The 14,036-nt window shown below is 59.7% G+C and carries 13 protein-coding genes; 11 read left to right on the top strand and 2 right to left on the bottom strand.

Annotation, left to right across the window (positions count from 1 at the left end; genetic code table 11):
- Positions 1 to 88 precede the first annotated feature (88 nt).
- The gene (locus GQB00_RS11230) at positions 89 to 988 is read left to right on the top strand and encodes a LysR family transcriptional regulator (RefSeq protein ID WP_165856272.1); all 900 of its coding nucleotides are present in this window, start codon (positions 89 to 91) and stop codon (positions 986 to 988) included.
- 25 nt (positions 989 to 1,013) lie between these two features.
- A complete protein-coding gene (locus tag GQB00_RS11225; RefSeq protein WP_165856271.1) occupies positions 1,014 to 1,880 on the top strand; it encodes a LysR family transcriptional regulator in 867 nt (288 codons plus the stop codon).
- Between the two features lie 4 nt (positions 1,881 to 1,884).
- On the opposite strand, the gene GQB00_RS11220 is transcribed toward GQB00_RS11225, so the two are convergent.
- The gene (locus GQB00_RS11220) at positions 1,885 to 2,670 is read right to left on the bottom strand and encodes a crotonase/enoyl-CoA hydratase family protein (protein ID WP_165856270.1); all 786 of its coding nucleotides are present in this window, start codon (positions 2,668 to 2,670) and stop codon (positions 1,885 to 1,887) included.
- Positions 2,671 to 2,824: 154 nt separating this feature from the next.
- Here GQB00_RS11220 and GQB00_RS11215 point away from each other — a divergent pair, with 154 nt between their 5' ends.
- The 9 genes from GQB00_RS11215 to GQB00_RS21850 all read left to right on the top strand — a co-directional run bounded on the left by GQB00_RS11215 (position 2,825) and on the right by GQB00_RS21850 (position 13,022).
- Positions 2,825 to 3,091 carry a ParD-like family protein gene (locus GQB00_RS11215; protein WP_111493692.1) on the top strand — a complete coding sequence of 89 codons (267 nt, stop codon included), beginning with the start codon at positions 2,825 to 2,827 and terminating at the stop codon, positions 3,089 to 3,091.
- On the top strand, positions 3,088 to 3,879 hold the full coding sequence (map, locus tag GQB00_RS11210) for a type I methionyl aminopeptidase (protein ID WP_165856269.1): 792 nt from the start codon (positions 3,088 to 3,090) through the stop codon (positions 3,877 to 3,879). The genes GQB00_RS11215 and map overlap by 4 nt, the downstream gene beginning before the upstream one ends.
- Before the next feature lie 128 nt (positions 3,880 to 4,007).
- Positions 4,008 to 5,021: a zinc-dependent alcohol dehydrogenase family protein gene (locus GQB00_RS11205; protein WP_165856268.1), complete on the top strand. Its 1,014-nt coding sequence runs from the start codon at positions 4,008 to 4,010 to the stop codon at positions 5,019 to 5,021.
- 214 nt (positions 5,022 to 5,235) lie between these two features.
- A complete protein-coding gene (locus tag GQB00_RS11200; protein ID WP_165856267.1) occupies positions 5,236 to 6,465 on the top strand; it encodes an MFS transporter in 1,230 nt (409 codons plus the stop codon).
- A gap of 158 nt (positions 6,466 to 6,623) precedes the next feature.
- On the top strand, positions 6,624 to 8,078 hold the full coding sequence (locus GQB00_RS11195; RefSeq protein ID WP_165856266.1) for an N-6 DNA methylase: 1,455 nt from the start codon (positions 6,624 to 6,626) through the stop codon (positions 8,076 to 8,078).
- Positions 8,075 to 9,280, top strand: a complete 1,206-nt coding sequence (locus GQB00_RS11190; protein ID WP_165856265.1) for a restriction endonuclease subunit S — start codon at positions 8,075 to 8,077, stop codon at positions 9,278 to 9,280. Before GQB00_RS11195 ends, GQB00_RS11190 begins: the two co-directional genes overlap by 4 nt.
- 61 nt (positions 9,281 to 9,341) lie before the next feature.
- Positions 9,342 to 10,346, top strand: a complete 1,005-nt coding sequence (gene rhuM, locus GQB00_RS11185; protein ID WP_165856264.1) for a RhuM family protein — start codon at positions 9,342 to 9,344, stop codon at positions 10,344 to 10,346.
- Positions 10,343 to 12,748, top strand: coding sequence for an EcoAI/FtnUII family type I restriction enzme subunit R (gene hsdR / locus GQB00_RS11180; protein ID WP_165856263.1), 2,406 nt, complete (start codon positions 10,343 to 10,345; stop codon positions 12,746 to 12,748). The genes rhuM and hsdR overlap by 4 nt, the downstream gene beginning before the upstream one ends.
- 106 nt (positions 12,749 to 12,854) lie before the next feature.
- The gene (locus tag GQB00_RS21850; RefSeq protein WP_228276698.1) at positions 12,855 to 13,022 is read left to right on the top strand and encodes a YhfG family protein; all 168 of its coding nucleotides are present in this window, start codon (positions 12,855 to 12,857) and stop codon (positions 13,020 to 13,022) included.
- Between the two features lie 39 nt (positions 13,023 to 13,061).
- On the opposite strand, the gene GQB00_RS11175 is transcribed toward GQB00_RS21850, so the two are convergent.
- Positions 13,062 to 13,967 carry a LysR family transcriptional regulator gene (locus GQB00_RS11175; protein ID WP_165856262.1) on the bottom strand — a complete coding sequence of 302 codons (906 nt, stop codon included), beginning with the start codon at positions 13,965 to 13,967 and terminating at the stop codon, positions 13,062 to 13,064.
- Positions 13,968 to 14,036 lie beyond the last annotated feature (69 nt).

The following is a 14,036-nucleotide window of genomic DNA, read 5'->3' as shown; positions in this document are numbered from 1 at the left end:
CAAACGATAATATTTCATTTCATTGTGCAAAAAACTCATTTCATAAATTCAGGTTGCAGAGCGTGTATCGCTCGCCGGGAGCCATATCATGCGCCGTAAGGTGCCCAGTACGACGGTCCTGATGGGGTTTGAAGCCGCGGCGCGTCACGTCAGCTTCACCGAAGCGGCGCAGGAGCTGTCGCTGACCCAGAGCGCCATCTGCCGCCAGATCGCCTCGCTCGAGGAGTTCCTCGGCGTCAAGCTGTTCCGCCGTGGCCGCCAGGGCGTGCGTTTGACGGACGCCGGTTACAATTATCATCGCCTGGTTGCCCAGCGGCTCAATGAGATCGAGCGCGACACGCTCTCCGTCATGGGGAATCACGGCACTGAAAACGCCCTTGAGCTGGCGGTGGTGCCGACGTTCGGCACACGCTGGTTGATCCCGAGGCTGCGCAGATTCAAAACGCTTTACCCCAACATCACTGTCAACATGACCAACAAAACCCGGCCCTTCCTGTTTTCGGATACACCATTCGATGCAGCCATCTATTTTGGCGATGGCAACTGGTCGGGGACGCGGACGACCCTGTTCATGCACGAGCGGCCGGTTCCGGTTTGCAGCCCCGATCTGATCGCCCCCAAGAAGGCGCTAGCCTATGATGAGATCCTGCGTTACCCCCTGTTGCAGCAAACCACGCGACCGTATGCGTGGCGGGAGTGGTTCCGTTCACTCGACATGCGTGTGGAACGGGATATGTCCGGCCAACGCTACGAGTTGTTCACAATGCTGGCCGAGGCGGCTTCTCATGGCATGGGGATCGCGTTGATTCCGCCGTTCCTGATCGAACGGGAACTGGCCTCCGGGCAATTGGTTGTTCCGGTGTCGCACAGTTTCCAGAGCCGGGGCGGTTACTATTTCGCGTTGCCCGACCACCGCAAGGACGACGAAATCGTTAATCTTTTCAGAGAGTGGGTCCTGAGCGAAGGAGAGCTCGAGAACCTGGCCTGATCGCAGTCTCGTTCGAGAGCGCATTATGAAAATAGATTTCTTCATTACCCTGCAGAAAGTGATCGAAACCGGCAGTTTTGCCATGGCCGCCAGGGAAGTCCATGTGACACCGAGCGCCGTGAGCATGCAGATCAAGTCGCTGGAAAAGTACTTTGGTCAGGCGCTGTTTCACCGTACCGGCCAGAACGTCCAGCCGACCCTGTTCGCGCTTGAGCTGAGTACCAACATGGCGCCTGTGGTCAAGTATCTGGTCAACCTCAAGAACGGTAACGCCAGCTTTCTGGAGGGGAGTATCAAGCTGGGCATTGTGGGGCTGATGCAACCGATCGTTCTTCCGGGTCTGTTCATGAAATTACGTGAACGGGGTCATAAAATCACGATCAACTGCATACCGGGACGTTCCCAGAAGCTGATCGAGTCGGTGAAAACGGGCGAGCTGGACGGTGCGGTTGTGGCTGAGCCGGAAATGGCACGGCGAAAGCAACTCGAGTGGAACTTGATCCGTGACGAACCCTTTTATCTGATTACGCCTGAAGCGGTAATCTACGACGGGGATCCGTCGACTCTGACGGAACTCCCCTGGGTTGGCTATGATCGCGCTTCCATGCTGGGCAAGCTTTCCCGCAAGATCGCCGACGAATACTTCCAGGCTCCGGCTCCGGCGATTGAGTTGCAGTCACTCCAGGCAGTAACCGCCATGGTGTCTTCAGGATTCGGCGCCGCGGTGGTTATCGTCCCCGACGGTGATATGGACGCTTTGGCGGGGGTTAACGTTTTTCCGCTGGATGACGCCGCACCGACCATTCGTTTCTCTCTGGTCACGAGAAAGGTCGAAAGTCGCAATGTGATGCTTGAGGAGGTGCGCCGGTGCATTCTACCGGCGACGAAGTAGGGCACTACGTTTCCTCAAACCGCCCATGCCGGCCGGCACCTCCGGCAAAGCGCTCGGCGCCGGCCAGGGCTTCCTCGAACACCACCGGGTAGCCGCCGGCGCCTTCCAGTTGCAGGGCTTCGGCCAGGGACAGGTCCCACTGCGCGCAGGCGGACGCGCGATCCACGTTGAGGCAGCGCTGGGGAAAACGGGCGATGTCGCGGGCCAGCGTTTCGGCGGCTTCCCGACTCGTGCCGTCGGCCACCACCCGGTTGGCCAGCCCCATCTGCTGCGCTTCGTCCGCGTCCACCGGACGACCGGTCAGGATCATGTCCATGGCCCGGGAATGGCCGATCAGTCGGGGCAGGCGCACCGTGCCACCGTCGATCAGTGGCACACCCCAGCGCCGGCAGAATACGCCGAACACGGCCGAACGCTCCGCCACCCGCAGGTCGCACATCAGCGCCAGTTCCAGACCGCCCGCCACTGCGTGACCACTCACCGCCGCAATGACCGGTTTGGAGAAACGCATGCGGGTCGGCCCCATGGGGCCCGGGCCAATGCCTTCCGGCTCGATCTCGTTCCGCCTTTGCGGATCGCCCATGGCCGCCAGATCCGCGCCCGCGCAGAAAGTGCCGCCGGCGCCCCAGAGCACCGCGACGTGCCAGGCGTCGTTGGCTTCGAACGACTCGAAAGCTTGGCGCAGTTGGTTGGCGGTGGGGCCGTCCACCGCGTTCCGGCATTCAGGGCGATGGAGGACGATGGTGCAGACCGGGCCCTGGCCCTCAATGGTCACGGCGTTGCTGTTCACGGGTGGTTTCCTCTTGTTGTCGTTGTCGTTGTTGGAAATGTGGGGATGTCACAAGGATAGCGCTTGGTGGCCCGTCCGCGAGAGCCCGTATTGCCGACACAGGATCCGGTCGTTAGTATGCGTTCAATCTATGAATCGTATACGGAGCGTATCAGTGGGTATCGTCAAGATCTCGGAACAGATGCATGAGAACCTGCGGGTCGCCAGCGGGGCCCTGTGTCGGTCCATCAACGCCCAGGCCGAGCACTGGATGCGGGTGGGCATGTTGGCGGAGCTCTATCCGGAGCTGACCCATCACGACATCAGCCGGATGCTGGTGCGGGCCGAGCGTGCGGGCGGGCTGGATATGGCGTCGCTGCTGGGTTCCGATACCGATTCATCCCAGCCGGAACCCATTGCGGCCGCAGGAGGCCAGTCATGACGTCGAACATCAAGATCCACTCGCCGGAAGACATCGAGAAGTCCCGGGCCGCCGCGCAACTGGCTGCGGAGGTCCTGGCCATGATCACGCCTTACGTGCAGCCGGGGGTGACCACCGACGAGCTGGATCGCATCTGCCACGATCACATCGTCAACGTACAGAAAGCCATCCCCGGCAACATCGGGTACCACGGCTTTCCCAAGACCGTCTGCGCCTCCGTTAACCATGTGGTGTGCCACGGCATCCCGTCGGACAAGCGCCTGAAGAAAGGCGACATCGTCAACATCGACATCGCGGTGGTGAAGGACGGCTGGTACGGCGACACCAGTCGCATGTATTTCGTCGGCGAGCCCAAGCCCCATGTACGGCGCCTGGTGGATGTTACCTACGAGGCCATGTGCGCGGGCATCCGCATCGTGCGCCCGGGCGCGACCCTGGGGGACATCGGTCACGCCATCCAGACGGTGGCGGAAGACGCCGGTTTCAGCATCGTGCGCGAGTACTGCGGCCACGGCGTGGGGCAGGTGTATCACGACGAGCCGCAGATCCTGCACTACGGCACCCCGGGCAAGGGCCTGGCGCTGAAGCCGGGGATGATCTTTACCATCGAACCCATGGTCAACCTGGGCCGTCGCCATGTGCGCACCCTGCGCGACGACTGGACCGTAGTCACCCGCGACCGCTCCCTGTCAGCCCAGTGGGAACACATGGTGGCGGTGACCGAGACCGGTTTCGACGTGCTGTCCCAGTGGCCGGACAACCCGGACCAGAGCCTGATCGCGGCCTGAAGCAGGCGCTGGCAACAAGAAGGCAGGAATGGGCAAGTTGCCCACCTTGATCCTGCCGGGCCGCGTCGCCAAGTCTGTGGCATCGACCGGATGGTTCGGTCGCACACGGCGAAGGAGGATTGCGAATCATGAAGAGCATGGTATTGAATGCCCCGGGCGGGCTGGATCGTATTGAACTGGCTGAATCCAACGATCCCGGCACGCCGGGCCCGGGCGAGATCCGCGTCGCCATCAAGGCCAGCTCGCTCAACTTCCACGACCTGCTGGTGGCCCAGGGGAACATTCCCGCCGACGACAGGCGCGTGCTGATGTCCGACGGTGCAGGCGTGGTGGAAGACGTGGGTGAGGGCGTGACGGAATTCCGCGTGGGGGATCACGTCGTGTCCGGCTTCTTCCCGCAATGGCCGGACGGCGCTCCCAATCCGCAGGTGGGTAACTTTGCGGGCACGCCGGGCGACGGGATCGACGGTTTTGCCTCCACTCACGTGGTGCGTGCGGCCACCGCGTTCACCCATGCGCCCGACGGCTGGAGCCACGCCGAAGCCGCCACCATCACCACCGCGGGCCTGACGGCCTGGCGCGCCCTGGTGGTGGACGGCCAGCTCAAGGCCGGCGACACGGTGCTGACGCTGGGGACCGGCGGCGTGTCGATCGCCGCGCTGCAAATTGCCAAGGCGATGGGCGCCCGGGTGATCAGCACGTCGTCGTCCGATGCCAAGCTGGCGCGCGTTCGCGAGCTGGGCGCGGACGAGGTGATCAACTACCGCGACGAGCCCGAGTGGGGCCGGAAAGTCCTGGAGCTGACCGGTGGCCGCGGTGTGGATCACATCGTTGAAGTGGGCGGCCCCGGCACGCTGGCGCAGTCGTTCCAGGCGATTCGAGTGGGCGGTCACATCTCCCTGATCGGCGTCCTCACCGGTCGCCAGGGCGATATCCCCACCGGCCTGCTGATGGCCAAGCAGGCGCGCCTGCAGGGGCTGATCGTCGGCAGTCGGCGTGATCAGCAGGACTACGTGACGGCGCTCAACCAGACCGGCATCCGCCCGGTCATCGACCGGACCTTCCCGTTCGCGGAGCTGGCGGACGCCTTCCGTTACCAGGAAAGCGGCGGCCACTTCGGTAAGATTGCCGTCGAGTGGTAAGCCGGCTGGCGCCCCGTCCGGGGCGCCAGCCTCGAACCGGGTTTCGCACCGCCCTGTCCCGATGCCCTCCGGGTGATCGCCTGCGATAGTCGCCCAATCACGTAGATACACGAACGATCCGGCCCACTACAATGGCGTACTGCCATTCGCGCCCTCATCAGTAGTGTTCTACTGACAGGAGGCGCCAGTCACCCGCGCAAGGACCCCATTATCGATGACGACGGAAGCCACCCCCGCCCCGGACCACCCGGTTGCCCCGAACGCGTTGCGAAATCTGGTCGTGGTCAGCCTTTGCCTGACCGCAGCGATCCTGGCCAACACCATGCTGGTGCTGGCCGTGCCGTTCAAGGCGATCGAGCTGGGTGTGGGGCCGTCGCTGGTGGGGGTGATCATTTCCGCGCCCTATGTGCTGCCCATGCTGCTGGCCATCCCGATGGGCGGTCTGGTGTCGCGGATCGGCTGCCAGAAGATGATCATCGCCGGGGCGTTGGGCATGGCGGTGGGCCCGGGCGTTACGCTGCTGCTGCCGTCGGTGCCGAGTCTGTTCGCTACCCAGGCCATTGTTGGGCTGGCCAACATGGTGCTGATCATCTCGGCGCAGACTGTGGTTTCCAGCCTGGCCAGCGGCAAGCGGCTGGAACAGTTCTTTGGCTGGTACACCACCTGCCTTTCCGGCGGGCAACTGCTGGGGCCGATCCTGTCCGGGTTCCTGATCGATCATTTCTCGGTGGACGCGTCCCTGACGGCCATCGTGTTCGTGCCCCTGATCTCCGCCGTCGGCGCGCTGTTCTTTTCCCGGGAGGTCCGCCGCAGCGGCAAGGCGGCGCGGTCGAAAGCCCGCTATCGCGACCAGTGGCGCCTGTTGCGCAGCAACCCCGGCATGCAGACGTCCATCATGCTGACCGTCACGGCGCTGTTTGTCCTGAGCATCCACTCCAGCTTCCTGCCGGTGTACCTGGAGTCCCTGTCCCTGGCGGCCAGCTCCATCGGCCTGCTGCTGAGCATCCGCGCCATTTCGTCCATGGCGGTGAGGCTGGCCATGTCCCGCATCATCGACCTGTGTGGCGGCCGCAACCGGGCGATCCTGATCTGCATCGTGCTCATCACCGGCTCGCTGACCGTGACCGGCCTGGCGGGCGAGCACTACGCGCTGCTGGTGGTGCTGGCCATGATCATCGGGGTTGCCGGCGGCATCTCCCAGCCGCTGTCCATGGTCATCCTCTCGGAAAGCGTCCAGCCCGAACAGCGCCCTGCGTCCATGGCCACCCGCCTGATGGGCAACCGTGGCGCCCAGATGCTGGGGCCCGTGCTGATCGGCTTCCTGGCGGACGTGGCGAATTTCACCGTGGCGTTTGCGGTGATGGGTGGGGTGTTGTTGGTGTTGTACATGACGTGGGTGGTTCGGTCCGGGGCCTTCTCTCAGAAACATCCCCTCGCCGATTGAGGCAGTCATTAACGCTTTGTTCGGCAAAGTCAGGTATCGAATGGCTCCATTTGATGTCAGTCAGCCAATCGGCATAGTGATTGGCGTTCTATTCGTTCAAAATAAGGCGCATTTTACGGCGGACTCAATGCGCCATCAGTGAGCGAATCAGGAACCCCATGTTCGAACAAACCTTCCGAAACATCGATGACGTCCTCTGGAAAGAGGCGGGCTGTGCCACCGAGCTGGACTACACCGAACAAACCTCCTGGATGCTGTTCCTCAAGTATCTGGACGATCTGGAGTTCGAGCGCTCCCAGGAAGCGGAGCTGCAAGGCCAGACCTACGATTTCATCATCGACAAGGCGCATCGCTGGTCCCGCTGGGCGGCACCCAAAACAGCCGATGGCGAGTTCGATCACGATAACGCGCTGACCGGCGACGACCTGATCCAGTACGTCAATTTCGACCTGTTCCCGTATCTGCATGGCTTCAAGGAGCGGGCGTCGGGCACCGACACCATCGAATACAAGATCGGGGAAATCTTCGGCGAGATCCGCAACAAGTTCGCCAGCGGTTACAGCCTGCGCGATGCGCTGGAACTGGTGGACAGTCTGAGTTTCGGTTCCCAGGCGGAGAAGCACGAGCTGTCCCACCTTTACGAGGCCAAGATCCGTAACATGGGCAACGCCGGGCGTAACGGCGGCGAGTATTACACGCCACGCCCGCTGATCCGCGCCATGATCCAGGTGCTGAAACCCCGCATCGGCGAGCGCATCTACGACGCCGCAGCGGGATCGGCGGGTTTCCTGTGTGAGGCTCACGACTACCTGCGTTCCGGTCAGAATCTCTCGACGGAAGATCTGGAAACGCTGCAGACCCGGACCTTCTACGCCAAGGAAAAAAAGAGCCTGCCGTATGTGATCGGGATCATGAACATGATCCTGCACGGCATCGAGACGCCTAATATCGTCCACACTAACAGCCTGACCGAGAACCTGAGCGATATCCAGGAGAAAGACCGCTACGAGGTCATCCTGGCCAATCCGCCCTTCGGCGGCAAAGAGCGCAAGGAAATCCAGCAGAACTTCCCGATCAAGACCGGCGAGACGGCGTTCCTCTTCCTGCAGCATTTCATCAAGTACCTGAAAGCAGGCGGCCGGGCGGCAGTGGTGATCAAGAACACCTTCCTCTCCAACTCGGACAACGCCTCCCGAGCCCTGCGCAAAGAGCTGCTTGAAAGCTGCAACCTGCACACCATTCTCGACTGCCCCGGCGGCACGTTCCTCGGGGCGGGCGTGAAAACCGTGGTGCTGTTTTTCGAGAAGGGCGCGCCCACGCAGAACATCTGGTACTACCAGCTCGACCCCGGTCGCAGTTTGGGTAAGACCAACCCGCTGAATGATGATGATCTGACAGACTTCGTGACCCGGCAGGCGAACTTTGAGGGCTCTGAGAATGCCTGGCTCGTCAGCGTCGGCGATGTGGATGAGGAAACCTACGATCTGTCCGTAAAGAACCCGAACAAGGCTGAGGAAGAACCGCTACGCGATCCGGAAGTGATCATTAATGAGATCGAGACGCTGGACAAGGAAAGTGAGGCCATTCTGGAAGGGATTCGGGGGATGTTATGAAGCAAGGCTGGGCCAAAAAGAAGCTAAGAGATGTAAGCAGCCTCATTAATGGCAGAGCATACAAAAAATCTGAGCTGCTTGGGAGCGGCCTTTATCCCGTTCTTAGAGTCGGCAATTTTTTTACCAATCGTGCATGGTATTACTCGGATCTCGAACTTCCAGATGAGAAGTATTGTGACACTGGCGATTTGCTCTACGCATGGTCGGCATCGTTTGGTCCAAGAATTTGGGAAGGTGGAAAAGCTATCTACCACTACCACATTTGGAAGATTAACCACGATGAAAGCCAAGTAGACAAAGCTTTCCTTTTCTATTGGTTTGAATGGGATAAAGAGAGGATAAAAAAAGAACAGGGGGCCGGAACCACAATGGTTCATATTACGAAGACCTCAATGGAGCAGAGATCTTTGGAGGTGCCCCCCATAGCGGAACAAAAACGCATCGTCGCCATCCTCGATGAAGCCTTCGCAGGCATCGACGCGGCGATCGCCAACACCGAAAAGAACCTCGCCAATGCTCGGGAGTTGTTTGAGAGTTATTTGAATTCGGTGTTTGGTAAGCGCCGTGATGACTGGCGTGAACTGACTCTAAAAGAAGTATGTAAAGATTATGGAAGAGGTAAATCGAAGCACCGCCCTAGAAATGATCCAGAACTTTACGGTGGCGGGTATCCATTTATTCAAACTGGGGATGTTCGACGTTCGGATCATTTCATAACGGGATACTCAAAGACATATAACGAGAAAGGACTCGCTCAAAGCAAATTGTGGCCGCGAGGAACGATTTGCATCACTATCGCCGCTAATATCGCTGAAACTGGAGTTCTAGATTTCGATGCGTGTTTCCCAGATAGCGTCATTGGTTTAGTCGTTGATCAGACAGTTGCGTCAAATTCATATGTTGAATTCCTGCTTCAATCCGTCAAATCTGTGCTAAAGGCCAAGGGGAAAGGGAGCGCCCAAGATAATATAAACTTAGGGACTTTCGAGAAGGAAAGGTTTCCTTTTCCCCCGTTAGTTGTTCAGCAACAGATAGTCGAAGATGTTCAGGAGCTAAGGGTGCTCCTCCGAAACATTGAGTCTATCTATGAAAGGAAGTTGCTGGTTTTGAGTGAACTCAAGCAATCACTGTTGCAAAAAGCCTTTTCCGGTGAACTTACAGCTGACTTAACCGAAAAGGAAGTCGACGAGGCGGTGGCATGAGCGCAACTATAATCCATGCAGTGGTCCGCTTTGGTTAAGCCTTCAAGGATGAAGAACTTGCATGACTGAAAACCAAAACACCCCCATCGTCATCTACGAAAACGCCGATCAGGCGGTGGAAGTGCGGCTGGACGCCGATCAGGAAACCCTCTGGCTCACCCAGGCCCAGATGGGCGTGCTGTTTGATGTGAAGCCCCAGAACATCACGATGCACCTGAAGAACATCTATGGCGAGGGGGAATTGGCCGAGGAGGCAACTTGTAAGGATTTCTTACAAGTTCAATCGGAGGGTGGTCGAGCCGTCAAGCGTAAGCGCAAGCATTACAGCCTGGATGCCGTGATTTCAGTGGGTTACCGGATCAGTTCCGCTCGGGCCACCCAGTTCCGGATCTGGGCGACACGGGTTCTCCGCGACCACCTCACTCAGGGCTGGACCCTGAATCGCCAGCGCCTGGAGGAAAACGCCCAGGAACTGGAGGCCGCCCTGACCCTGGTGCGGAGGGCCGCCCAGAGCCCCGCGCTGGATAACGACAGCAGCCGCGGGCTGGTGGACATTGTCAGCCGATACGCGCAAACCTTCCTGCTGTTGCAGCGCTACGACGAAGGCTTGCTGACGGAACCTCAGGCCCAGGCTGGCGGTACGCTGCCTTCGCTGGCTGAAGCGCGGTCCGCACTGGATGGCTTGAAAACCGAATTGATCGCCCGGGGCGAGGCGACGGACTTGTTTGCACGCGACCGGGGCGATGGTCTGGATTCCTTGCTGGGCAACCTGGACCAGACGGTCTTCGGCGAGCCGGCTTATCCCAGTATGGAGGCAAAGGCGGCACATTTGTTGTACTTTGTGATCAAGAACCACCCGTTCTCCGACGGTAACAAGCGTAGCGCGGCTTTTCTGTTTGTGGATTTCCTCCACCGCAACGGTCGCCTGTTGGATGCCGCCGGAGAACCGGTGATCAACGATGTAGGGCTGGCCGCCCTGACGCTGCTGGTGGCCGAGTCCGACCCGAAAAACAAAGACACCATGATCCGTCTTATCATGAACATGCTGGCCTGGGAGGGCGAGTGAGCCACGCCACACTCAATGAAGCCGAAACCCGCGCTGAACTGATTGACCCCGCGCTGAAGAACGCCGGCTGGGGTGTGGTGGACGCCAGTCGCATTCGACGCGAGGAGGTGATCGCGCCGGGACGACTGCAAGGCGGTGGGCGGCGTGCCCGATCGGATATTGCCGACTACGTCCTGATCTACAAAGGCCAGAAGCTGGCGGTGATCGAGGCGAAGAAACGCGCGTTGCCCGCAACCGAAGGGCTGGTTCAGGCCAAACGCTATGCCGAGCGACTGCAGGCCCGCTTTGCCTACAGCACCAATGGCGATGGTATTTATCGGGTCGATTTGTCCACCGGGCAGGAAGGCCCGGTCGATCGCTATCCCTCGCCGGAAGAACTCTGGTCGGAAACATTCGCCGAGCAGAACCTGTGGCGCGAGCGCTTCGGGGCTGTGCCGTTCGAAGATAAGGGCGGCTTCTGGGAGCCTCGTTACTACCAGCACAATGCCATCAATCGGGCGCTGGAAGCGGTCGCCGACGGCCGGGACCGGGTACTGCTGACGCTGGCGACCGGTACGGGTAAAACAGCGATTGCCTTCCAGATTACCTGGAAACTCTTCCATGCCCGCTGGAGCCGTTCCGCACAGGCGTCCGGCGAGCCGGGGCGTCAGCCGCGCATCCTTTTCCTGGCGGATCGCAACATCCTCGCCAATCAGGCCTTCAACGACTTTTCCGCGTTTCCTCAGGACGCGTTGGTGCGGATCGACCCGGAAACCATCCGCAAGAAAGGGCGGGTGCCGAAGAACGGCAGTCTCTTCTTTACCATCTTCCAGACCTTCATGACCGGCCGGGACGAGAACGGCGATCCCGCACCCAACTTTGGCGACTACCCGCCGGATTTCTTCGACTTCATCATCATCGACGAATGCCACCGGGGCGGGGCGAATGACGAGAGCAACTGGCGTGGCATCCTGGAATACTTCAGTCCCGCGGTTCAGTTGGGTCTGACGGCTACACCCAAGCGGGATCACAACGCCGACACTTACGCCTATTTTGGCGAGCCGGTGTATATCTATTCCCTGAAGGAAGGCATCAACGACGGTTTCCTCACGCCTTTCAAGGTCAAGCAGATCGCCACCACCGTCGACGATTACGTCTACACCTCGGACGACGACGTGATTGAGGGCGAGATCGAAGAGGGGCGTCGCTACACCGAGACGGACTTTAACCGTGTTATTGAAATCGAGGCGCGGGAGAAGTATCGGGTGCAGGTGTTCATGGATCAGATCGGCCAGCGGGAGAAGACCCTGGTGTTCTGCGCCACCCAGGAACACGCGCTGGCGGTGCGTGACCTGATCAACCGCATGAAAATCAGCGCCGACCCGCACTACTGTGAACGGGTGACGGCGAATGATGGCGCGGAAGGTGAACGTTTCCTCCGGCAGTTCCAGGACAACGAGAAAACCATTCCCACCATCCTGACGACCTCGCAGAAACTGTCCACCGGCGTCGATGCCCGCAACGTGCGCAATATCGTGCTGATGCGGCCGGTCAATTCGATGATCGAGTTCAAGCAGATCATCGGACGGGGCACGCGTCTGTTCGACGGCAAGGACTACTTCACCATCTACGACTTCGTGAAGGCTTACGAGCACTTCAACGATCCGGAATGGGATGGCGAGCCGATTGCCCCGGAGCCCTGTGCCGAATGCGGTGAAATTCCCTGCCAATGCGTCGTCACGCCACCCAAGCCTTGCTCCGTCTGTGAACAGAGGCCCTGCGTGTGCGAGGAGGAACCGCCGGAACCCTGCCGGGACTGTGGCGAGCATCCGTGCGTTTGCCAGAAACGTCAGAAAGTGAAGGTCAAACTGGCGGACGGCAAGGAGCGCACCATTCAGCACATGAGCGCTACCAGCTTCTGGAGTCCGGACGGCAAACCCATGTCCGCTCAGGATTTTATCAAAAGACTCTATGGCGATTTTCCCGCCTGGTTTGCCGACGAAGACAAGTTGCGGGACATCTGGAGTCGCCCTGATACCCGCAAGAAGTTGATGGAAGGCCTGGAAGAGAAAGGCTATGGCTTTGAGCAGCTTCAGGCCATCGGCAAGATGATCGATGCTGACAAGAGCGATATTTACGATGTGCTGGCCTACATCGCGTTCAACCGGGCGCCGGTCACTCGCGCCGAACGTGTGGAGTCACATCGGGAGGCGATCTTCAGATCCTACGATTATCGCCAGCAGGAGTTCTTGAAGTTTGTGCTGAACCACTATGTGGAGCGGGGTGTCGGGGAGCTGGACCTTGGGAAGCTGCCCCATCTGATTGAGCTCAAGTATTATTCAGTGGGGGATGCTGTTCGGGAGCTGGGGCCGGTTGGCAATATTCGGGATGTGTTTGTGGGGTTCCAGAAACACCTTTACTAAAGCCGCAACCAGAGTGGCGGCGCTCACATTGCCGATTTAAGGTTATTCAGCAGAAGGCATTACCACTGCAATGTTTGGATACTGATTTGAGAGCGGTCATCGATAAATGCCAAACCTGAAAGCCAAGAAAGATCATTTTGCGAAGGTCCGCCGCTCCAATTATGTTGCCAGCATGCGCCTGGAAGATATGCCGGTGTGCAGGCGTGACGTATTCCGAAAATTGAAGACCCGGGAAGCCGTTCTCAAAGCACATGGGTGCAAAGACGAATACTGAATTCCTACCCGTCGATTTTCTCGTCGAGACTTGTTCGTCTCATTCAAACCGATCCCAATAAGGCGGCTCCCCGAAGAACCCGTCAATAAAGTCGATAAAACTGCGGACCTTGCTGGCCAGCAGCTGGCGGTGGGCGTAGACCGCGTACAGCCCCAATGGCTCAGGCTCGTATTCCGGCAGGATCACCCTTAGCTTGCCCTCCTTGATAGCGGCGCCGGCTATGAACGTCGGCTGCAGGGCGATGCCCGCGCCCGCGATCGCGGTTTCCACGAGGACGTCGCCGTTGTTGCTCACCATGGCCCGCTTCTCGTTGCTGATGGCCAGCAGCGATTTCTGCAGCGGCTGGACCGACTCCATATCCATGTAGCTGTAGTGAAGGTAGTGATGATAGAGGAGGTCTTCCGGGTGTTTCGGGGTGCCGTGTTGTTCGAGGTAGTCCGGTGACGCGCAGAGTACCAGGCGGACGGGCGCGATGCGTTTGGCGATCAGCGACGAGCTTTTCAGATGGCCGATGCGCAGGGCGATGTCGAAGCCTTCCTCGACGATGTCGACCTTCCGGTCATTCAGCTGCAGATCAATATCCACCGCCGGATGCGCCTGCTTGAAAGCGCTCAGCAGAGGCGGCAGGTGGTGCATGGCAAACGACACCGGGGCGCTGATGCGCAGCACGCCCTGGGCCTGGGTGTGCAGATCCCCGAGCTGGCTCTCCATATCGTCGAGATCGGACAGAACCTGCTGCGCCCCCTGGTGGTAACGGCGGCCCGCTTCCGTGAGATGGATTCGGCGGGTGGTGCGGTTCAGCAGGCGCGCGCCCAGGCGCTGTTCCAGTTGAGACACGTACTTGCTGACCAGCTGCGGCGAGGTATCCAGCCGCTCGGCCGCCCGGGTGAAACTCCCTTCCTGCACGACCTGGACAAAGGCGCGCATGGTGTCGATGCGATCCATGGAGGGGCTCCGGTGTGTTGTCGGTCAATAATCAATGATTTGTTGATAATTAAGCAATGAAAGACATCT

The sequence above is a fragment of the Marinobacter sp. JSM 1782161 genome (assembly GCF_011421605.1).
GTDB lineage: Bacteria > Pseudomonadota > Gammaproteobacteria > Pseudomonadales > Oleiphilaceae > Marinobacter_A > Marinobacter_A bohaiensis.
Note: the sequence above shows the minus strand (reverse complement) of the source record. Positions and strands in the feature narration are given on the sequence as shown.

What these genes read in the sequence shown, in the direction of transcription:
- GQB00_RS11230 (WP_165856272.1), top strand. Translation starts at nt 89, where the DNA reads ATGCGCCGTAAGGTGCCCAGTACGACGGTCCTGATGGGGTTTGAAGCC.
- GQB00_RS11225 (WP_165856271.1), top strand. Translation starts at nt 1,014, where the DNA reads ATGAAAATAGATTTCTTCATTACCCTGCAGAAAGTGATCGAAACCGGC.
- map (WP_165856269.1), top strand. Translation starts at nt 3,088, where the DNA reads ATGACGTCGAACATCAAGATCCACTCGCCGGAAGACATCGAGAAGTCC.
- GQB00_RS11205 (WP_165856268.1), top strand. Translation starts at nt 4,008, where the DNA reads ATGAAGAGCATGGTATTGAATGCCCCGGGCGGGCTGGATCGTATTGAA.
- GQB00_RS11200 (WP_165856267.1), top strand. Translation starts at nt 5,236, where the DNA reads ATGACGACGGAAGCCACCCCCGCCCCGGACCACCCGGTTGCCCCGAAC.
- GQB00_RS11195 (WP_165856266.1), top strand. Translation starts at nt 6,624, where the DNA reads ATGTTCGAACAAACCTTCCGAAACATCGATGACGTCCTCTGGAAAGAG.
- GQB00_RS11190 (WP_165856265.1), top strand. Translation starts at nt 8,075, where the DNA reads ATGAAGCAAGGCTGGGCCAAAAAGAAGCTAAGAGATGTAAGCAGCCTC.
- rhuM (WP_165856264.1), top strand. Translation starts at nt 9,342, where the DNA reads ATGACTGAAAACCAAAACACCCCCATCGTCATCTACGAAAACGCCGAT.
- GQB00_RS21850 (WP_228276698.1), top strand. Translation starts at nt 12,855, where the DNA reads ATGCCAAACCTGAAAGCCAAGAAAGATCATTTTGCGAAGGTCCGCCGC.
- GQB00_RS11175 (WP_165856262.1), bottom strand. Translation starts at nt 13,967, where the DNA reads ATGGATCGCATCGACACCATGCGCGCCTTTGTCCAGGTCGTGCAGGAA.